This window comes from Kocuria flava (genome assembly GCF_001482365.1).
Classification (GTDB): domain Bacteria; phylum Actinomycetota; class Actinomycetes; order Actinomycetales; family Micrococcaceae; genus Kocuria; species Kocuria flava.
This window is the reverse complement of sequence record NZ_CP013254.1, coordinates 2,205,304-2,224,080: the sequence shown is the minus strand read 5'-3', so window position 1 is coordinate 2,224,080 and position 18,777 is coordinate 2,205,304. Positions and strand designations below refer to the sequence as shown.

20 protein-coding genes are annotated in these 18,777 nt (G+C 76.4%); 8 read left to right on the top strand and 12 right to left on the bottom strand.

All coding sequences use genetic code 11. The features are described from left to right. The first annotated feature begins 87 nt into the window (after positions 1–87). Positions 88–810 (top strand): AfsR/SARP family transcriptional regulator, encoded by a 723-nt coding sequence (locus AS188_RS09875; RefSeq protein ID WP_058858706.1) that lies wholly within the window; start codon positions 88–90, stop codon positions 808–810. Between the two features lie 22 nt (positions 811–832). Here AS188_RS09875 and AS188_RS09870 read toward each other — a convergent pair whose 3' ends face one another. Next, positions 833–2,218, bottom strand: coding sequence for an aldehyde dehydrogenase family protein (locus tag AS188_RS09870; RefSeq protein ID WP_058858705.1), 1,386 nt, complete (start codon positions 2,216–2,218; stop codon positions 833–835). 219 nt (positions 2,219–2,437) lie between these two features. On the opposite strand from AS188_RS09870, the gene AS188_RS09865 reads away from it, so the two are divergent. The 5 genes from AS188_RS09865 (at position 2,438) to AS188_RS09845 (ending at position 6,905) form a co-directional block, all read left to right on the top strand. Beyond that, positions 2,438–3,139: an SDR family oxidoreductase gene (locus AS188_RS09865; protein WP_058858704.1), complete on the top strand. Its 702-nt coding sequence runs from the start codon at positions 2,438–2,440 to the stop codon at positions 3,137–3,139. 215 nt (positions 3,140–3,354) lie between these two features. Further along, entirely contained in the window at positions 3,355–4,038 is a 684-nt protein-coding gene (locus AS188_RS09860) for a hypothetical protein (protein ID WP_147050367.1), read from the top strand. A gap of 100 nt (positions 4,039–4,138) precedes the next feature. Continuing rightward, positions 4,139–5,032, top strand: coding sequence for an ABC transporter permease (locus AS188_RS09855; protein WP_083529382.1), 894 nt, complete (start codon positions 4,139–4,141; stop codon positions 5,030–5,032). Between the two features lie 2 nt (positions 5,033–5,034). After that, positions 5,035–6,096: a taurine ABC transporter substrate-binding protein gene (locus AS188_RS09850; RefSeq protein WP_058858702.1), complete on the top strand. Its 1,062-nt coding sequence runs from the start codon at positions 5,035–5,037 to the stop codon at positions 6,094–6,096. Further along, positions 6,093–6,905 carry an ABC transporter ATP-binding protein gene (locus AS188_RS09845; RefSeq protein ID WP_058858701.1) on the top strand — a complete coding sequence of 271 codons (813 nt, stop codon included), beginning with the start codon at positions 6,093–6,095 and terminating at the stop codon, positions 6,903–6,905. The genes AS188_RS09850 and AS188_RS09845 overlap by 4 nt, the downstream gene beginning before the upstream one ends. A 12-nt stretch (positions 6,906–6,917) precedes the next feature. Here AS188_RS09845 and AS188_RS17685 read toward each other — a convergent pair whose 3' ends face one another. The 8 genes from AS188_RS17685 to AS188_RS09805 all read right to left on the bottom strand — a co-directional run bounded on the left by AS188_RS17685 (position 6,918) and on the right by AS188_RS09805 (position 14,869). After that, positions 6,918–8,489 (bottom strand): glycosyltransferase family 4 protein, encoded by a 1,572-nt coding sequence (locus AS188_RS17685; RefSeq protein ID WP_058858700.1) that lies wholly within the window; start codon positions 8,487–8,489, stop codon positions 6,918–6,920. Between the two features lie 98 nt (positions 8,490–8,587). Next, entirely contained in the window at positions 8,588–9,724 is a 1,137-nt protein-coding gene (locus tag AS188_RS09835) for an LCP family protein (protein WP_083529381.1), read from the bottom strand. Between the two features lie 149 nt (positions 9,725–9,873). Further along, positions 9,874–10,938: a lipoate--protein ligase family protein gene (locus AS188_RS09830; protein WP_058858699.1), complete on the bottom strand. Its 1,065-nt coding sequence runs from the start codon at positions 10,936–10,938 to the stop codon at positions 9,874–9,876. 191 nt (positions 10,939–11,129) lie between these two features. Beyond that, a complete protein-coding gene (locus AS188_RS09825; RefSeq protein ID WP_058858698.1) occupies positions 11,130–11,390 on the bottom strand; it encodes a type B 50S ribosomal protein L31 in 261 nt (86 codons plus the stop codon). 246 nt (positions 11,391–11,636) lie between these two features. Beyond that, complete coding sequence (locus tag AS188_RS09820; protein ID WP_058858697.1) at positions 11,637–12,203, bottom strand: AMIN-like domain-containing (lipo)protein; 567 nt, start codon at positions 12,201–12,203, stop codon at positions 11,637–11,639. Between the two features lie 136 nt (positions 12,204–12,339). Beyond that, positions 12,340–13,161 carry a TrmH family RNA methyltransferase gene (locus AS188_RS09815; RefSeq protein WP_058858696.1) on the bottom strand — a complete coding sequence of 274 codons (822 nt, stop codon included), beginning with the start codon at positions 13,159–13,161 and terminating at the stop codon, positions 12,340–12,342. 35 nt (positions 13,162–13,196) lie between these two features. Continuing rightward, entirely contained in the window at positions 13,197–14,075 is an 879-nt protein-coding gene (locus tag AS188_RS09810) for a sulfite exporter TauE/SafE family protein (protein ID WP_058859862.1), read from the bottom strand. A gap of 8 nt (positions 14,076–14,083) precedes the next feature. Continuing rightward, the gene (locus AS188_RS09805; RefSeq protein WP_058858695.1) at positions 14,084–14,869 is read right to left on the bottom strand and encodes an ABC transporter ATP-binding protein; all 786 of its coding nucleotides are present in this window, start codon (positions 14,867–14,869) and stop codon (positions 14,084–14,086) included. Between the two features lie 87 nt (positions 14,870–14,956). Between AS188_RS09805 and serB the strand changes: the two genes are divergently transcribed. Next, positions 14,957–15,886, top strand: coding sequence for a phosphoserine phosphatase SerB (gene serB, locus AS188_RS09800; protein ID WP_058858694.1), 930 nt, complete (start codon positions 14,957–14,959; stop codon positions 15,884–15,886). 28 nt (positions 15,887–15,914) lie between these two features. Here serB and AS188_RS09795 read toward each other — a convergent pair whose 3' ends face one another. Continuing rightward, positions 15,915–16,469, bottom strand: coding sequence for a dihydrofolate reductase family protein (locus AS188_RS09795; protein WP_058858693.1), 555 nt, complete (start codon positions 16,467–16,469; stop codon positions 15,915–15,917). 159 nt (positions 16,470–16,628) lie between these two features. Here AS188_RS09795 and AS188_RS09790 point away from each other — a divergent pair, with 159 nt between their 5' ends. Beyond that, entirely contained in the window at positions 16,629–17,054 is a 426-nt protein-coding gene (locus AS188_RS09790; protein WP_112254795.1) for a VOC family protein, read from the top strand. A 38-nt stretch (positions 17,055–17,092) separates the two neighbouring features. On the opposite strand, the gene AS188_RS09785 is transcribed toward AS188_RS09790, so the two are convergent. Then, positions 17,093–17,851: an SDR family oxidoreductase gene (locus tag AS188_RS09785; protein WP_058858691.1), complete on the bottom strand. Its 759-nt coding sequence runs from the start codon at positions 17,849–17,851 to the stop codon at positions 17,093–17,095. 43 nt (positions 17,852–17,894) lie between these two features. Further along, positions 17,895–18,623 carry a beta-ketoacyl-ACP reductase gene (locus AS188_RS09780; protein WP_058858690.1) on the bottom strand — a complete coding sequence of 243 codons (729 nt, stop codon included), beginning with the start codon at positions 18,621–18,623 and terminating at the stop codon, positions 17,895–17,897. Between the last annotated feature and the right edge of the window lie 154 nt (positions 18,624–18,777).

Genomic DNA, 18,777 nt, shown 5'->3' with positions numbered 1-18,777 from the left:
TCCCGTTGACTTCCCGCACCCCCGGGCCGAGCATGGCCGTGGGCGCCCGGACGGGCGTCGTGCCTGGTCAGCGAGGGGTTCGGGATCATGGACGACGACGGTGCGATCGAGCTGGAGCTGCTGGGCCGGTGGCGGGCGGGCACGGGCGGGCACGCCGTGGCGGTCGGCCCGCGCCAGCAGCGGCTGCTGGCGGCGCTGGCGGTGCACGGCGAGCGCTCCCGCCGGTTCCTCGAGGGCCTGCTGTGGCCGGAGGACGACGAGGCCCACGCCCGGGGCAGCCTGCGGGCGGCCGTCTTCGCCCTCACCCGCCGCCTGCCCGGGGCCCTCGAGTGCCGGGGCGCCGGGCTGGCCCTGGGACCGCGCGTGGTGGTGGACCTGCACGGGCTGCGCCGGGAGCTGGAGGAGCCCGCGCCCGAGGGCCCGGACGCCGGGCGGCGGGCCGCCGCGGCGGACCGGCGGCTGCTGGCGGGCTGCCGGGCCGGGCTGCTGCCGGGGTGGTACGACGACTGGGTGCTCGAGGAGCAGGAGCGGCTGGGGCAGCAGTGCGTCGTCGTCCTCGAGCGGCGCGCCGGGCAGGCGCTGGCCCTGGACGACCCCTACCGGGCGCTGCTGCTGGCCTCCGCGGCCCGGGACCTGGACCCGCTGCGGGAGAGCGCGGTGCGCGCGCTCGTGCGCGCCCACCTGGCGCTGGGCAACGAGGCCGCCGCCGAGCGGGCCTGCCGCGAGCACGCGGACGCCCTGGCCCGCGAGCTGGGCGCGGCCCCCTCGCCGCGGCTGACGGGACTGGTGCGCACGGCCCGCGGCGCCTGAGCCGCGGGCCGTGCGCCCGGGCTCAGGAGCCGGCGGGCGGCATCTCGACGTGCACGACCTTGACCTGGGTCATCTCGTCGAGCAGCTCGGGGCCGTAGCCGAACCCGGCGCCGCTGGCCCGGCGCGGCTGGGCGGCCCCGCCGGGGGCGCCGCCGAAGACGTTGTTGACCTTCAGCGTGCCCACGGGCAGCTCCGCCACGGCCTGCTGGGCGTGGGCGATCCGGCCGGTGAGCACGGTCGCCGCGAGCCCGTAGCGGTCGGCCGCGGCCAGGCGCAGGCCCTCCGCGAAGGAGTCGACGACCTGCACGGGGGCCACGGGGCCGAAGGTCTCCTCCTGCATCACGGGCATCGAGCCGGTGCACTCCCGCAGCACGGTCGCGGGGTAGAACGCCCCGGGGCCCTCGGGCACCCGCCCGCCCTCGAGCACGACGGCGCCCCGGGCGGCGCTCTCGGCCACCTGCCGGTGGACCTCCTCGCGCAGCCGCTCGTCGACCAGCGGGGCGATGCCCCCGGCGTTGCGGCGGCGGGCCTGCTCGGTGAGCGCCGCCAGGAACGGCTCGGCGACGGCGCGGTGGACGTAGATCCGCTCGACGGCCACGCAGATCTGCCCGGAGTTGGCGAACGCGCCGGTCGCGGCCTGCTCTGCGGCCCAGGCCGGGTCGACGTCGTCGTCGACGACGAGCGCGTCGTTGCCGCCGTTCTCGCGCACCACGTGGGCGCCGGTCGCCGCCGCCGCGCGGGCCACGGCCTCCCCGGTCGCGGTCGAGCCGACGTGGGCGAGGACGTCCACGCCGGGGTGGGCCGTGAGCCGCGCGCCGACGGCGGCGCCGCCGTCGACGGTCGTGAGCACGCCCGGCGGCAGGGCGGCCGCGAGCACCTCCCCGAGCCGGGCGCCCGTGTGGGGGCAGCGCTCGCTGGGCTTGTGCACCACGGTGTTGCCGGTGACGACCGCGGCCCCGAGCAGGCCGGCGGCCACGGCCACGGGGTCGTTCCAGGGGGTCAGGGCCACGACGACGCCGCGGGGCTCCGCGACCGTCCAGTCGGCGGCGAGGACGGACCCGCGCAGGCTGTGGCCGCGGTGGACGGGGCCGAGCTCGGCGTACTGGTGGAGGGTGCCGACCCCGGCCATGACCCCGCCCAGGGACTCCTCCACGGGCTTGCCCGTCTCGCGGGCGTTGAGCTCCGCCAGCTCCTGGGCGTGCTCGGCGAGGCGGTCGGCGGCCGCGCGCAGCAGGCTGCCCCGCTCGGCGGGGTCGGTGCGCGCCCACCCGGGGGCCGCGGCGCGGGCGGTCTCCACCGCGGCGCGGACCTGCTCCTCGGTGGCGGCGGGCAGGACGCCGACCAGCGTGCCGTCGCGGGGGTCCCGCACGGTCAGCTCGGTCGCGGCGGTGGTGGTGACGGATGTCATGGAGCTCCTTCGTCGGTCCGGCGGCCGCGGCCCGGGTGCTCCGGGGCGCGGCGGGGCTGTCCTGGTGAAGCATACTTACCGACCCCGCCGGAGCGGCTACGGTAGCTGTGACCAGGCCGGCGCACCCGCGGCGGCCTGAGCGCTGTCCCGGACCGGGACGGCCCCGCCGCGCCCCGGCCCCCGCCGCGGCGCGGCAGCGCACAGCAGAGAGGACATTGCATGACTTCCCAGCCCACCACCCCCGGCCGCGTCCTGATCACCGGGGGGGCCTCGGGCCTCGGCGCCGCCCTGGTCGAGGCCGTCCGTGCCGCCGGCGGCACCCCCATCGTCCTGGACCGGGACATCAGCGCGCTCGAGGGCGTGACCGCCTACGAGGTCGACGTCGCGGACACCGCAGCCGTCACCGCGACGGTCCGGGAGGCGGTCGAGGCCGCCGGCGGGCTGGAGGCGGTCGTCACGGCCGCGGGCATCGACCGGTGCGGGCGGCTCGAGGACGTCGCGGTCGAGGACTGGGAGAAGGTCGTGGCCGTCAACCTCTTCGGCACCGTCTCCGTGGTCCGCGCCGCCCTGCCGGCCCTGCGCGCCTCGCGCGGGCGCGTGGTGACGGTCGCCTCGACCCTGGCCCTGAAGGGCGTCTCGGACGCCACCGCCTACTGCGCCTCCAAGTTCGGCGTCCTGGGCTTCACCCAGGCCCTGGCCGCCGAGCTCAAGGGCGAGGTCGGCGTCACCCAGCTGATCCCCGGCGGGATGAAGACCCGGTTCTTCGACGACCGCGACGAGCAGTACAGGCCCCAGGACGACTCCCAGCTCAACGACCCGGAGAACGTGGCCGCGGCCGTGCTGTTCGCCCTGAACCAGCCGGCCGGGTGCGAGGTGCGCGAGCTGTTCATCGCCCACGCCGAGGAGGGCTCCTGGCCCTGAGCCGGCCCGGAGGGCCCCGCCCGAGGCCGCCGGCGGCCGCGGGCGGGGCCCTCGCCCCACCCCCTGCGACGACGACCGGGACGGGGCGGCATCGCCGCAGGTGAGCGCGCAGTCTGTCCCCAAAAGCAGGGACTTCCGCGCTCCCCCCTTCTCATGCACGCGCATCTAGACTGGGGGGACCCCCCGTCCCGACGTCCCGGAAGGCCCGAACCAGCGTGGAGACCAGACCCCGGCCGGCGACGGCCCGCGTGCCCCTCACGGTCCGGTGCCTGGACGCGCAGGGCCGGCCCGTGCGCCTGTCCGCCCGCTCCCTGGGGCGCGGCTCCAACGACCTGCAGGCGCTGCTGCGCAGCGCCTACGGCGCCGTGCGCGGGGTCCCGGCCGCGGAGCCTGTGACGGTCTCGTTCATCGAGGGCCAGCACGGGCAGCTGCGGCTGGAGTACCTGGCCCTGGGCACGCCGCCGTGCCGGCGCCGGCTCGGCCTGCGGGGCCGGCGCACCCGGCGGGACGGCTGCGAGGAGGTCGCCACGGCCCTCGCCCACGCGGCCCTGGTGGTCGGCGAGGCCGTGGAGAGCATCGGCGTCCTCACCACCGCGGGCAGCGCCCGCTGGGCCGCGGCGGACACCCCCGAGTTCGTGGACCTGGTGCGCGACGACGGGCTGGTGCGCCGGGTTCCCGCGGCCGTGCGCACCCTCGTGGAGGACCCGCAGACCCTCGACCTCTTCCGCGGGGCCCTGACCCTGTTCGTGGCCGACGACGTCGAGCGGCTGATCATCGGGCGCGACCCGGAGACCCCCGGCCGCTACCACGAGGTGGTGCTCACCCGCTCCCCCGAGCTGCTGCGCTTCCTCGGCGGGGAGCCCCTGAGCTCCCTCGCCGGCGCCGACCCCGCCCCCTGAGCGCCCAGCGGTCGGCCGTCCCCTAGACTGGGGCGGCCGACCGCCCCCGCACCCGGGGAACGGGTCCGGCGCCCGCGCGATCGCCGACCCCGGAGGGACGATGACGGACACGACCACCGCCCCGGGGGCGCCCCCGGCCGACCGCGACGGCACCGCCGTGGCCGCGGGCGTGCGCCGCGCCGCCCGCCGCTCCCGCGGCCGGCGCCTGGTCCTGCAGGCCGCGGTCCTGGTCGCGGTGCTCGCCCTGTGGTGGCTGGTCACGGCCCTGCAGCTGGTGCCCGCCCTGTACCTGCCGTCCCCGGGGGCGGTGCTGCACTCCTTCGTGCAGGCCAACACCTGCCGGCCCGTGGCCGAGGGACTGTCCCGCACCGTGTGCGGGGAGCAGAACTACTACCTGTGGGAGCACCTGGTCGCCTCCCTGCAGCGGATCGCCGCCGGCCTCGGCACGGCGGTCCTCGCCGGCCTGGCCGTGGGCTTCCTCATGGGCTCCTCGAGGTGGCTGTCCGTCGCGTTCGAGCCCTACCTGAACTTCCTGCGGGCGCTGCCCCCGCTGGGCTACATCGGCCTGCTCATCGTGTGGCTGGGCATCGGCGACGCCTCGAAGAACGTCCTGCTGTTCCTCGCCGCCTTCCCCCCGATCGTCATCGCCACCGTGCAGGGGGTGCGGGGCGTGTCCGCGGACCGCACCAACGCCGCCCTGTCCCTGGGCGCGTCCCGGATGCAGGTGGCGACCCAGGTCGTGCTGCCCTCCTCGCTGCCGAGCATCCTCTCGGGCGTGCGGCTGGCCGCCGGCTTCGCCTGGACCACGGTCGTGGCCGCGGAGCTCAACAACGGCATCCCCGGCATCGGCGGGCTGGCCTACCTCTCCGGCACCCAGCTCAACACGCCCCTCACCATCGCCTGCATCATCACGATCGGCCTCGTGGCCGTGGCCCTGGACGCCCTCATCGTCCGGCTCGGGCACGTCCTGGTCCCGTGGCAGGGAAAGGCCTGACCATGACGAGATCCCGCACGCGGGCGCTGGCCCTGGCCGCCGCCGTGGCCGTGCTCGCCGCCGGCTGCGTCGAGTCCGGGCGCACCGTCCACCCCGACGCCGTGCAGCCGGAGGCGCGCTGCCCCGTCGAGCCCGACCCGTCGATCACCACCACCGCCCGCATCGCCTGGCAGGCGATCCCCAACGGCGACCTGGTCGTCAAGGACCGGCGCGTGCTCGAGGCCTGCATGCCCAACGCCGAGATCACGTGGTCGAAGTTCGACTCCGGCGGGGACGTGGTCCAGGCCTTCGGCGCCGGCTCCGTGGACCTGGGGCTGATCGGCTCCAGCCCGGCGGTCAAGGCGGTCTCCCCGCCGCTGGACATCGACCTGCGCGTGCTGTGGCTGACCGACGTCATCGGCTCCGCGGAGTCCCTGGTGGTCCGCGACGCGGACGTGCGCTCGGTGCGCGAGCTCGCCGGCCGGCGGATCGCCACACCGTTCGGCTCCACCGCCCACTACTCGACGCTCTCCGCGCTGCGGGAGGCCGGGATCGAGGACGAGGTCGAGCTGGTCAACCTCTCCCCGGACAAGATGGCCGCCGCCTGGCAGCGCGGGGAGATCGACGCCGCGTGGGTGTGGGCCCCGACCCTCCCGGAGCTGCGCCGCACCGGGACGGTCGTGCTCACCAGCGCCGAGACCGCCGAGGCCGGGCACCCGACCTTCGACATGGCCGCCGCCACCGCCGGGTTCGTCGAGGACAACGAGGACTTCGTGCGGATGTGGACCGTGGCCCAGGACGAGGCGGCCCGGGCGCTGGCCGCCGGCGAGTCCGGGGCCGTGGAGTCCGTGGCGGTGCAGCTGGGCGTCTCCCCCGACGCCGCCCGGGAGCAGATCCGGGGCCTGCGCTACCCCGACGCGCGGGAGCAGGCCGGTCCGGAGTTCTTCGGCGGGGCCCTCGGGGACGTGCTGGTGGACACCGCCGCCTTCCTCGTCGAGGCCCGCGAGACGGACGGCACCGCGCCCCCGGCCACCTACCGGCAGATGCCCTACGCCGAGGCGATCGAGGAGGTGGCCGCCCGATGAGCCGCGCCGAGGAGCCCGGGGCCGCCCTCCGGTCCGGCACCCGCGACCTCGTCCTCGACGGGGTCGGCCACCACTACGTCACGGACGCCGGGGACGTCGTCCACGCGGTCGCACCGACCAGCCTGCGCATCCCCGGCGGGCAGTTCGTGTGCGTGGTCGGCCCGTCCGGCTGCGGCAAGACCACGCTCCTGCGGGTGCTCGCGGGCTTCCTGCGCCCCTCGGCCGGCACCGCCCGCTACGGCGAAGAGGCGATCACCGGGCCCTCCCACCACCGCGGGGTGGTCTTCCAGCAGCCCAGCCTCTACCCGTGGCTGACGGTGCGCGGCAACGTCGAGCTGGGGCCCCGGTTCCGGGGCGTGTCCCGGCCGCGGCGGCGCGAGCGGGCCGAGGAGCTGCTGGGGATGGTGGGCCTCGAGCGCTTCGGGGACGCGAAGCCCTACGAGCTCTCCGGGGGCATGCAGCAGCGGGCCCAGATCGCCCGGGTGCTGGCCAACCAGCCCGAGGTCGTGCTCATGGACGAGCCGTTCGGGGCCCTCGACGCCCTGACCCGCGAGCGCCTGCAGGCCGACCTGCTGCGCATCCAGCGCCGCCGGCGCCAGACGGTGTTCTTCATCACCCACAGCGTCGAGGAGGCCGTGTTCCTGGGCGACCGGGTGCTGGTGATGAGCCCGCGCCCGGGCCGGGTGGTCCTGGACGAGCCGGTGGACCTCGCCTCCGTCCTGGGCCCGGACGTGGGTGCGGAGATGAAGTCGGCCCCGGAGTTCATCGCGATCCGCGACCGGGTGGCCGCCGCGATCGAGCTCTCCTGAGCCGTCGGGGGCTCAGGCCGTCGCCCCGCGGGCGGGGGCCGGGGCGGCGAGCTCGTCCCAGGCCGCGGTGAGCGCCGCGGCCACGGCGGCGGGCCCGCGCTCGGCGAGCGCCCGGCGGCGGGCCTCGTCCCCGAGGCAGCGCCGCACGGCCGGGGACCCCAGCAGCATCCCCAGCACCGTGGCCAGGGTCGCGGGGTCCCCCGCGGGGGTGAGCATCCCGGTGATCCCGTCGGCGACCAGCTCGGCCAGCGCGGACAGGCGCGAGGCGACCACCGGGGTGCCGGCCGCGAGGGCCTCGGCGACGCCGGGCGGCTCCGGGCCGGTGGCCGGGGCCCGCAGGGGCGCGACGAGCACGTCGACGGCCCGCAGCACCAGCAGCCGGCGCTCCGGTGCGGCCCCCGCGACCACGCGCAGCCGGTCGAGCACGCCGTGCGCGGCGGCCCGGGCCTCCAGGCGGGCCCGCTCGCCGGGTCCGTCCGCGAGGACGACGACGAGCAGCTGCGGGGCGCCGGCGGCCACGAGCGCCGCCGCGCGCAGGAGGTCCCCGACCCCGTCGGACTCCCCCGGCCCGGCCACGGCGCCCAGGACCGGGACGGCCGCGGGCAGCCCCACCGCCCGGCGGGCCTCGGCCGCCGGGCGCGGGGCCCCCAGGCTCGCCGGGTCCAGGGGCACGGGCACGGTCCGCACGGCCGGGCCGGGGCGCAGCTCCTCCAGGCGCCGGGCCGCCGCCCGGTCGGCCACGAGGGCCCGGTCGGCGGCGAGCAGGGACTCGGTCTGCCGGGCGGCCAGCAGCCGGTGCACCTCGCTGCCGGCGGCCGCCGCGGGGCGCCGCGCCGCCCAGCGGGCCGCGGGGCAGCCGATCTGCTGGTGCACCCACGGCAGGCCGAGGGCCTCGGCGACGGCCCGCACCACGAGCGCGTCCGCGTGGCCGCCCTCCGCGTGGAGCACGGCCGGGCGCACGTCCAGGGCCAGGTCGAGCAGGGCCTGCGCCTGCTGCTGGAGCCGCCCGGAGGCGGTCGGCGCCGGGCGGGAGGGGCCCAGCCGGTGGTGGGCCACGCCGTCGGCGAGCTCGGGGCCGGACCCGCGCCGCCCCCCGGTGGCGCGCACCACGCGCCGGCCCTGTGCGGCGGCCTCGGCGAGCACCGCGTGGGTGCGGTCGGAGGTCGCCGGCGGGGCCGGTGCGGCCGCGGCCCGCACGTGCAGCACGGTGCCCGGCTCGGGCCGAGGGCCCACGGCGGCGGGCAGGACCGGGCGCAGCCCGGAGAGCAGCCGCAGCTCGTCCTCGTGCCGGTGCAGCTGCCGGCGCTCGGCCGCGCCGGCGCGCCCGGAGGCCACCGCCCGGCGCAGCCCGACCACGGACTCGGTGAGCCGGCCCAGCTCGCGGTCGTGGCGGGCCTTCGTGCCGGCCAGCCCGGGCAGCCCGGGCGGCAGCAGCGCCAGCAGGTGCCCGGCGTCCTCGGGCCGGCCCCGGTCCAGGGCCTCCTCGGCCAGGCGCCGCGCGCGGCGGGGGTCGGTGCGGCCGGCGAGGGCGCGGGCCAGCCGGGCCTCGTAGCGGGCGGCGGGCCGCCGGGGCAGGTGCGGCATGGCTCTCCCTGGGGGGGGTCACGAGGCGCCGTCCCGGGCGGGGGCCGGGACGGGCGGTCGAGGAGGTGCCGGTCCCGCGTGGGGGGGGCGCGGGCGGCCTAGGGGGCTTCGTCCTCCAGCGTAGCAACAAGGTCCCCGAGCTCCCCGGCGGCCACGGCGTCCCCGATCCGCGCGGTGGCCGCGAGGTCCGGCAGCACCACCGACTGCCCGTCGGGGGACGTGCCGATGCCCAGCGTGGGGGCGGTGAACATCCGCACGTCCTGCCCGGAGACGCCCACGAGCTCCGGGGCGAGGCCGGCGAGCATCCCGGCGTCGAGGCCCTCGGAGACCAGCAGGTACGGGGAGAAGTCGTGGACGACCGCGTGCAGGCGCAGCGGGTTGAGCAGCACCGCGGGGCTGGTCAGCCGGTCCAGCAGCGCCGCCACGTAGGTGCGCTGGTTGACCACGCGCGCGTAGTCGCCCTCGGCGAAGGCCTTGCGCTCGCGCACGAACTCCAGGGCCCGCCGCCCGTCCATGTGCTCGGGGCCCTGCTCGAAGACCATCCCCTCGTTGGAGACGAAGTCCTGGGGCACGTCCACGGTCACCCCGCCCACGGCGTCGGTGAGGGCGGCGAAGCCCTCGAAGTCGACCTCCGCGACCTCGTCCACGCGCACGCCCACGAGGTCCTCGACCGTGCGCACCACCAGCGGCAGCCCGCCGGCGTCCAGGGCCGCGTTGAGCTTCGCCTCCCCGACCCCCGGCACGCTCACCCACGTGTCGCGCAGCAGGGACATCACGAAGACCTCCCCGCCCTCCTCGGGCACGTGCAGCAGCATGATCGAGTCCGCCCGCTCCCCCGTCACCCCGGGGTCCTCCTGGCCCGCCGGGCGCTGGTCCGCGCCCAGCACCAGCACGGTGGTGCCCCGGTCCCGGGCCGAGCCGGCGGCCGGGCGCACCGACTCCGCGGGGAAGGCGGCGTCCGTGGTCTGCCGCCGCTCGTCGAAGGTCCGGCCCAGCAGCCACGCGAAGGCCCCGGCGGCGAGGGCGAGCACGAGCACCAGCGCGAGCAGGACGAGCAGCGCCCGGCGCAGCCCGCCGCCGCGGGGCGCGGGGGCCGGCTCGTGCGGGCGGGGACGGTCCGGTCGCACGGGGAGGCCGCCGGCGGGTCCGGGCGGGGCGCCGGCGGGGCCGTCCGCTGGCGCACGGTCCGCGGCGCCCGGGGAGCGGTGCGCGTCGCGGGGGTCGGGGACGGTCATGGCGGGCCTCCGGGTCTCGGCACGGGCAACGGGCGACGGCCCATGCTAGCCCGCCGCCCCGGGAACGCCCCCGGACCCGCGGGCCCCGGCACCGCGGCGGCGGCGCGGCGCGCGGCCGCTTCACCGGGGTCCGCGCGGCGGGAGCGGGCTCAGGGCACGCGGGCGGTCCACTCCGGGGTGGCGAACTTGGCGGCCACCAGCTCCCGGGCCGCGGCCAGCTCGGCCTCGCTCACCGCACCGGGCACGGCCGCGTGCCGGGCGGTGAAGACCTCCACGAGCTTGGCGACGACGTCGGCGCGGGCCATTCCGGTCTGGCGCCGCAGCGGGTCCACCCGCTTGCGGGCGGAGCGGTGGCCCTTGTCGGAGAGCTTCTCGCGGCCGATTCGCAGCACCTCGGTCATCTTCTCGGCGTCGATGTCGTAGCTCATGGTCACGTGGTGGACCATCCCGCCGCCGGCGAAGCGCTTCTGCGCGGCGCCGCCGATCTTGCCGTGCTCGGTGGCGATGTCGTTGAGCGGGACGTAGAACGCCTCGAGGCCCATCTCCTGGAAGGCCTGCATGACCCACCGGTCGAGGAACGGGTAGGAGTCCGCGTAGCTGAGCCCGTCCACGAGCGTCTGCGGCAGGTACAGGGAGTAGGTGATGCAGTTGCCCGCCTCCATGAACATCGCCCCGCCGCCGGAGACGCGGCGGACCACGGAGATCCCGTGGCGGGCGGCGCCCTCCGGATCCACCTCGTTGCGCAGCGACTGGAACGAGCCGATCACCACGGACGGCTCCGTCCAGTCCCACAGGCGCAGGGCGGGCCGGCGCCGGCCGGCGCCGACCTCGCGGGCCAGCACCTCGTCGAGGGCGAGGTTCTCGAGGGTGGGGCGCACCACCGGCGGGATCACCTCCCACTCGTGGTCCTCCCACGTGGTGGCCCGGGCCAGGGCGCGCCGGACGGCGGTGGCGACGGCCTCCGGGGAGAACCCGAGCAGCACCACGGACGGGTCCAGCCCCTCGCGCACCGCCGCCGCGATCTGCGCGTGGGCGGCGTCCTCGGGCAGTCCGGTCAGGGCGGCGTTGATGTCCTCGAGCGCCTCGTCGGGCTCGAGGAAGAAGTCGCCGTTGACGGAGACCTCCGCCAGCCGCCCGTCCACCACGGACAGGTCCGCGACCACGAGCTTGCCGCCCGTGACCTTGTACTCGCCGTGCCGCCGCTGCTGCACCATCCGTGCTCCTCCTGCTCCGCCGCCGGGGTCCCGGACCAGCCTACGCCCGGCCGGACCGGGTCCGCCGTGCGGCCCCGCGGGAACGGCGGTCCCGCACGGCGGGCCGGGGCGGGGGGCTGCCGGGAACGGGTCCCGGGGACGCGTCGGGCCCGGACCGATCCGGTCCGGGCTCGACGGAGTGCGGCGGCTGCTCAGCCGTTCGACTTGCCGAAGTTCTTGAAGCGGGCGTTGAAGCGCTCCACGCGGCCGGCGGAGTCCATGATGCGCTGCTTGCCGGTGTAGAACGGGTGGGACTCCGAGGAGATCTCCACCTCGATGATCGGGTACTCGTTGCCGTCCTCCCAGGTCTCGGTCTTCTCCGAGGTGGCGGTGGAACGGGTGAGGATGACCTTGCCGGAGGCGAGGTCGCGGAAGAGCACCGGGTGGTAGTCCGGGTGGATGTCGGTCTTCATGGGTTTCGTACCTTCTGTCGGTGCCTGGATTTTGCCAGGCACGGCTTCGCTCGGTGGGTGGCGCGTCGTCGTGCGGTCCCGCGGTCCGGGGAGGAGGGCGGGGGCGTCGGGCACCAGCGCTCCAGCGTACCGGAGAACGGGCCGCAGGTCACGTGCGCCCCGCCGCCGCAGGGCCCGGCGTCCGCCGGGCCCTGCGGGACCGTGCCGCCGGCCGTCCCGGACCGTCCGCCCGCGTCCCCGCCCGGGTCACCAGCGGTGGGCGACGTCGACGACGAGGCGGGAGCCCTCGCCCGGGCCGTCGAGCAGGAACGCGCGGAACGGCAGCCGGGCGCGCACGCCCAGGCCCAGGCTCGTGCGGGCCTCGAAGCTGCCGCCCCAGGCGACCTGCCGGAAGGTCCGGAAGCCCGTGACGTCCACGAGCTCCTGCGGGTCGTCGAACGCGTAGGTGCCCCGGATCCCGCCGTGGCCGTCCTCCTCGTAGGCCGCGGCGAAGGCGACGACCGACAGGTCCGCGCCCCCGCGCAGGACGATCGGGTGCGCCCCGGCGACGCCCGTGTACTCGTCGACGTAGCGCACGACGTACCCGTCCGAGGGTGCGTCCATGTCCACGACCAGGCGGTCGAAGCACGCGTGCCGGCCCGCCCTGACGTTCGTGACGTGGGTGTCCCCGCCCGGGCCCTCCACCGCGAGCTTCGGGCCGGAGCCCCACCGGATGCCGCAGTAGGGAGCCGCGGCGTTCGCGCCGGCCGGGACGACCAGTCCCAGGCCCGTGGCCAGCACCAGTGCCGCCAGCCACGAGATCAGCTTCTTCATGACGCACCTTCCCGCTCGTCCGCGCCCGGCCGCCCGGCGGGTGCCGCGGTCCTCGGACCGGGACGTGCGGACACCCCGATCCTACCGTTCGCGAGCGGGAAGATCCCTGGTGGGGGCGGGATCGACGCCCGGATCGTTACGACCGCGGGCGGGTCTCCCAGAAGGCCACCGCCGAGGCGGCCGCGACGTTGAGGGAGTCCACGCCGTGGGACATCGGGATGCGCACCACGAGGTCGGCGTGGTGGACGGCCGCCGCGCTCAGCCCGTCCCCCTCGGTGCCCAGGACCAGGGCGAGCTTCTCGTCGCGGCGCGCGGCGAGCTCGTCGAGCGGGACGGAGTCCTCGCTCAGCGCCAGCGCCGCGGTGGTGAAGCCGGCGTCCTTGACCCGCTGGAGGTCGCCCGTCCAGTGCTCGAGCCGGGCCCACGGCACCTGGAAGACGGTGCCCATCGACACGCGGACGGCCCGGCGGTAGAGGGGGTCGGCGCAGCGGGGGGTGACGAGCACGGCGTCCACCCCGAGGGCGGCGGCGGAGCGGAAGACCGCCCCCACGTTGGTGTGGTCCACGACGTCCTCGAGGATCGCCACCCGCCGCGCGCCGGCCAGCAGCCGGTCGAGGTCCACCGGCTCGGGCCGTTGCATGGCCGCGAGCGCCCCGCGGTGGAGGTGGAAGCCGGTGATCTGCTCCAGGACGGCGTCCGGGCCCACGTACAGGGGCACGTCCGGGTGGGCGGCCAGCACGTCGGCCATCTCGGCCAGCCACTTCTCGGCCATGAAGAAGGAGCGGGGGCGGTGCCCGGCGGCCAGGGCCCGGCGCAGGACCTTGGAGGACTCGGCGATGTACATCCCCCGCTCCGGCTCGATCCGCCGGCGCAGCCGCACGTCGGTGAGCCGGGCGTAGTCGTCCACGCGGGGGTCCTCGGCGGTGTCGAGGCGCACGGGCTGGGGCAGATCGGTCACGGGGGCTCCGGGGGTCGGGGACTCGGGTCGGGCGGTCACAGCAGGCGGGCGACGAGGGCCACCAGGGCCACGAGGCCCAGCAGCACGATGACGGTGCGCAGCGCCACCGGGGAGAGCCGGCGCCCGATCTTGGCCCCGGCCCAGGACCCGGCGGAGGAGCTGAGCGCGATCAGGGCCACGACCCACCAGTCGATGCGCTCGGGGGCGAAGAGGATGTAGGAGACGGCGGCGACGATGTTGACCACCGCCACGAGCACGACCTTCACGGCGTTGGCCGCCTGCAGGGACGCGAGGAGGAAGACCCCGAGGATCCCGAGCAGCAGCACGCCCTGGGCCGCCACGAAGTACCCGCCGTAGACCCCGGCCAGGGTGACGAGGACGTAGAGGGCCGCGGGCTGGGCGGAGCGGTCCGGGTCCAGCGGGCGGGGGGTCTCGCCGCGGGCGCGGGCGGCCTCCGCGGCCGCCTGCGCCTGGGCGTCCTTGCGCCGGCGCACGACCGCCTGCAGGCGCGGCTGGAACACCACGAACAGGAGGGCGACGACGACGAGCACCGGCGCGGCGTAGCCGAAGACGGACTCGGGCAGGTGCAGCAGCAGCGCGGCACCGACCACGCCGCCGGCGACCGAGCAGGGCAGCAGCTTGAGCAGCGTGCGCTCCACCCCGCGCAGCTCGGCGCGGTAGTGCCAGGCGCCGGTGAGGTTGCCGGCGATCAGGCCCATGGCGTTGGACATCGTCGCCGTCACGGGAGGGACGCCCATGGCCACGAGCACGGGGAAGGTCACCAGGGTGCCGGAGCCCACGATGGTGTTGATCAGCCCCGCCCACACCCCGGCGACCAGGATGAGCGCGGCCTGCCACCACTCGAACGGGAAGGCCGCGGCGAGCTCGCCGAGGCCACCGGCCGTCTGCGTCAGCACGGCCGTCAGGTCCGGGCGAAGGCGGCGTAGCGGTTGCCGACGCGCACGAGCTTCAGCGCCACCCCGAAGGTCTCGGAGAGGTTGCGCTGGGTGATCACCTGCTCGACCGGCCCGGCGGCGACCACGCGGCCCTCCCGCAGCAGCAGGGCGTGGGTGAACGCGTCGGGGACCTCCTCGAGGTGGTGGGTGACCATGACCACCGCCGGGGCGCTCCCGTCCCGGGCGAGCTCGTCCAGGCGGGCCACGAGGTCCTCGCGGCCGCCGACGTCCAGGCCCGCGGCCGGCTCGTCGAGCAGCAGCAGCTCCGGGTCGGTCATCAGCGCCCGGGCGACCAGCACGCGCTTGCGCTCGCCCTCGGAGAGGGTGCCGAAGCGGCGCTCCGCCAGGTGGTCGATGCCCCAGGCGGCCATGAGCTCCTGCGCCCGGGCGTCGTCGTCGGCGTCGTAGCGCTCCGTCCAGCGCCCGGTCACCCCGTAGGCGGCGGTGACCACGCAGTCGCGCACGGTCTCCGACGCGGGGATCTGGGCGGCCAGCACCGTCGAGCTCAGCCCGATCCGGGGGCGCAGCTCGAAGACGTCGACGGCGCCGAGGATCTCGTCGAGGATGTCCACCATCCCGCGGGTGGGGTGCAGCCGGGCCGCCGCGATCGACAGCAGCGTCGTCTTGCCGGCGCCGTTGGGGCCGAGCACGACCCACCGCTCCCCCTCGCGGACCACCCAGTCCACCGCGTCCAGCAGCGTCTTGCGCCCGCGGACCACGCTGACGTCCGCCATCTCCACCACAGCACTCATACCCGCCACTCTAGGACACGCCCCGGGCCCTCCCGGGGCGTGGCGTCCCGGGCGGGCCCGGGGCGCGCGGTGGATACACTGGGGCCCATGACCACCGACCTCGCCGTGATCGCGTTCGCCCAGCATCCGGACCCGGAGGCGCGGGAGCGCATCCTCGCGATGGTGCAGGACGCCGGGGCCGAGGTCGAGCGGTTCTCGGCCGTGCGCGTCACCGGCTCCGGCTCCGCCGGCCCGGACGCGCAGGTGCCCGGCTACAACGCGTTCACCGCCCTGCTGCGCGGCGGGGACGCCCGCGGCCTGCTCGCCGCGCTGCGCCCCGACCCCCTCGCCCAGCTCATGCCCGGGGTGGACGTCAACGTCGTCCCCACCCGCCTGTTCGACCCCGACCGGCGCAAGCTGCTGGTCCTCGACGTCGACTCGACGCTGATCCAGCAGGAGGTGATCGAGCTGCTCGCCGCCCACGCCGGCCGGGAGGCGGAGGTCGCCGAGGTCACCGAGGCGGCCATGCGCGGGGAGCTCGACTTCGCCGAGTCCCTGCACGCCCGGGTGCGCGCGCTCGAGGGGCTGCCGGTCTCGGTGCTGGAGGACGTCGCCGCCGCGGTGCGCCTCTCCCCCGGGGCGGCGGTGCTCGTGAAGGCGTTCCTGCGGGAGGGCCACGGCGTGGCCGCGGTCTCCGGCGGGTTCCTGGAGGTCCTCGACCCGCTGGCCCGGCAGCTGGAGCTGACCCGGCACACGGCCAACACCCTCGAGGTCTCCGGCGGGCGGCTGACCGGCCGCGTGGTCGGTGAGGTCGTGGACCGCGCCGCCAAGGAGCGCTCCCTGCGCCGGTGGGCCGAGGAGCTGGACGTGGAGCCCGCCGACGTCGTGGCCGTGGGCGACGGCGCCAACGACCTCGACATGCTCGCCGCCGCGGGACTGGGCGTGGCCTACAACGCGAAGCCGGCCCTGCGCGCCGCCGCCGACGCGCAGCTGAACATCCCCAACCTCGACGCGGTGCGCTTCTTCGCCGACCTGTGAGCGGCCCCGGCCGTCCCGGCGCGCCGGATCACTCCGGCCAGACCTGCCGGCCCGGCTGCAGGGCGTAGCGCAGCTCCACGGCCCCGCCCTCGAAGTGCGTGGTGCGCTGCAGCCGCAGGTCCTTGTGCCGGGCGGTGGGCAGCACGGGGTGGCCGGCGCCGAGCACGATCGGCATCGCCGTCAGCCACAGCTCGTCGAGCAGGTCGGTGTCGGCGAACTGGGCCGCCAGCCGGCCCCCGCCCACGACCCAGAGGTTGCGCCCGCCGGCGGAGTCGAGCATCGCCCCCAGCTGCACGGCGACGTCCCCGGCCGTGAAGCGCAGGTCCGCCCCGGGCACGCGCGGGAGCTCCCGGTGGGTGAACACCCACGTGGGCAGGTCCCCGTAGGCCCACGCCTCCTCCTGGCCGAGGACGAACTCGTAGGTGCTCGCCCCCATGGCCAGGGCGCCGACCTCGGCGAGGAACGCGTCGTAGTGGTCCTGGTAGGCCTCGAAGCCGTACTGCAGCAGCCAGTCGAGGTGGTTCTCCCGGTCGGCGATGTACCCGTCGGCGCTGGCCGCCACGTAGTACTGCACTCTGCTCATGGGCCCAGCGTACGCCGCGGGGCCCCGCCCGGCACGGCCCCGGGACGGGCTGCCGGCCCCTCCGTCACGGACCGGCCGGCGCCCCGCGCGGGCTTCCCCGGAGCCCGCCGCGGTACCAGGATGGGAGGGGCGAGGACCGGACGAGACGGAGGACCCGACGTGGCCGTGCAGCTGAACCCCTACCTCACCTTCCGCGACACCGCCGAGGAGGCGATGACGTACTACCGCTCCGTGTTCGGCGGGGAGCTGACGATCAGCCGCTTCGCCGAGTACGGCGCGAGCGAGGACCCCGCCGAGGCGCAGAAGGTCATGCACGCGTCGCTGACCACCGAGCACGGCCTCGTGCTCATGGCCTCCGACACCCCGGGGGCCGTGGACCTCACCCCCGGGGACAACGTCTCCCTCTCGGTGGGCGGCGACGACGAGGCGCTGCTGCGCGGCTGGTGGGAGCGGCTCAGCGACGGCGGGGCGGTGACCATGCCGCTGGAGCGGCCCCCGTGGGGCGGGCTGTTCGGGATGTGCACCGACCGGTTCGGGATGCACTGGATGGTCAGCATCGAGGACGCCGGCGCGCCCGGCGGCTGAGCCCCGGGCGCGCCGTTCCGGCCCCGGCGGCGTGGGTGCTAGCGGCCGCCGGCCTGGGCGAGGAAGTCCTCGGCCCCGCCCACGAGCTCGACGTGCCCCGTGGGGACGTCGGCGGTGACCATCCGCGCGATCTCCTCGGCGAACTCGTGCACGGAGTAGAGCCTGCCGGCGGCCTCGCGGCGCTGCTCGAGGGCGCCGGGGCGGGCACGGTTGAGCAGGGTCGCGGTGACGGTGCCCTCGATCATGTCCCCGGAGACCACCACGAAGGTGATGCCCTTCGCGGACAGCTCGGGGATGCGGGCCGTGAGGGTGTCCTCGCCCGCGCGCTTGGACCTCGCGACCTCCACGTACTCCGGCATGGTCTCGACGTCGTTGATGAAGTGCGCCTGGTGGCTGGTCACGAAGACCACGCGCCCGCCCTCGGGCAGGTGCTCCAGGGCGGCGGTGAGGGTGTCGTCCTGGGCGTCGCGGTTGAGCTTCAGGGCGTAGTCCTCCCCCAGGTCGGTCTCCATCCCGCCGGAGGCGTTGAGGACGAGGACGTCGACCCCGCCGAAGGCCTCGACGGCCTCGGCGAACAGGCGGCGGACGTCGGAGGGCTCGGTCATGTCGGCCTGCACGGCGATCGCGTGCCCGCCGGCGGCCTCGATCTCCTTGACGACCTTGGTGGCGCGCGGGGCCTTCTGCCGGTAGTTGACGACGACGTTGGCGCCCTGGGCGGCCAGCAGCCTGGCGGTGTCGGCGCCGACGCCGCGCGAGGACCCGGTGACGACCGCGGTCTTGCCTGCGAGTGAACTCATGGTGCTCCTTCGGTGGAACGTGCGGGGATCGTGGGGGCCGGGCTCAGTGGCCCATGCCGAGGCCGCCGTCGACGGGGATGACGGCCCCGGAGATGTACTTCGCCTCGTCCGAGGCGATCCAGCGCACGACCGCGGCGACCTCCTCGGGCTCGGCGAAGCGGCCGGCCGGGATGGACGCGAGGTAGTCCCTCTGGGTGTCCTCCGGCAGGGCCGCCGTCATCTCGGTGTTGATGAACCCGGGGGCGACGACGTTGGCGGTCACGTTGCGCCCGCCCAGCTCGCGGGTGATGGAGCGGGCCATGCCGACGAGCCCGGCCTTCGAGGCGGCGTAGTTGACCTGGCCGGGCGAGCCGTAGAGGCCGACCACCGAGGAGATCAGCACCACGCGGCCGCGCTTCAGGCGCATGAAGCCCTTGGCCGCGCGCTGGACGACGCGGAACGCACCGGTGAGGTTGGTGTCCACGACGTCCTGGAAGTCCTGCTCCTTCATCCGCAGCAGCAGGGTGTCGCGGGTGATGCCCGCGTTGGCCACGACGACCTCGACCGGGCCGAACTCGGCCTCGACGGCCTTGAAGGCGGCGTCGATCGACGCGGCGTCGGTGACGTCGGCCTGCACGGCGAGGAAGCCCTCGGGGGCCTCGCCGGAGCGGTGGGTGACGGCCACGTTGTCCCCGGCGTCCTTGAAGGCCTGCGCGATGGCCCGTCCGATGCCCCGGTTGCCGCCGGTGACGAGGACGGTGCGCGGGGACGGGCCGGTCTGCTGGTCTGCCATGGGAGGTGGGGCCTTTCGGTCGGGAGGCGCGGGTGCTGCCCGCGGCACGGGCGCGCCGGCGGGCGGGAACGGGTCCCATCGTATCGGCAGGCCCGGGAACCGGCCGGTAGCGTGCGCGGGGCACCGTCCGGCGCCGGGACCGGTCCGGTCCGGG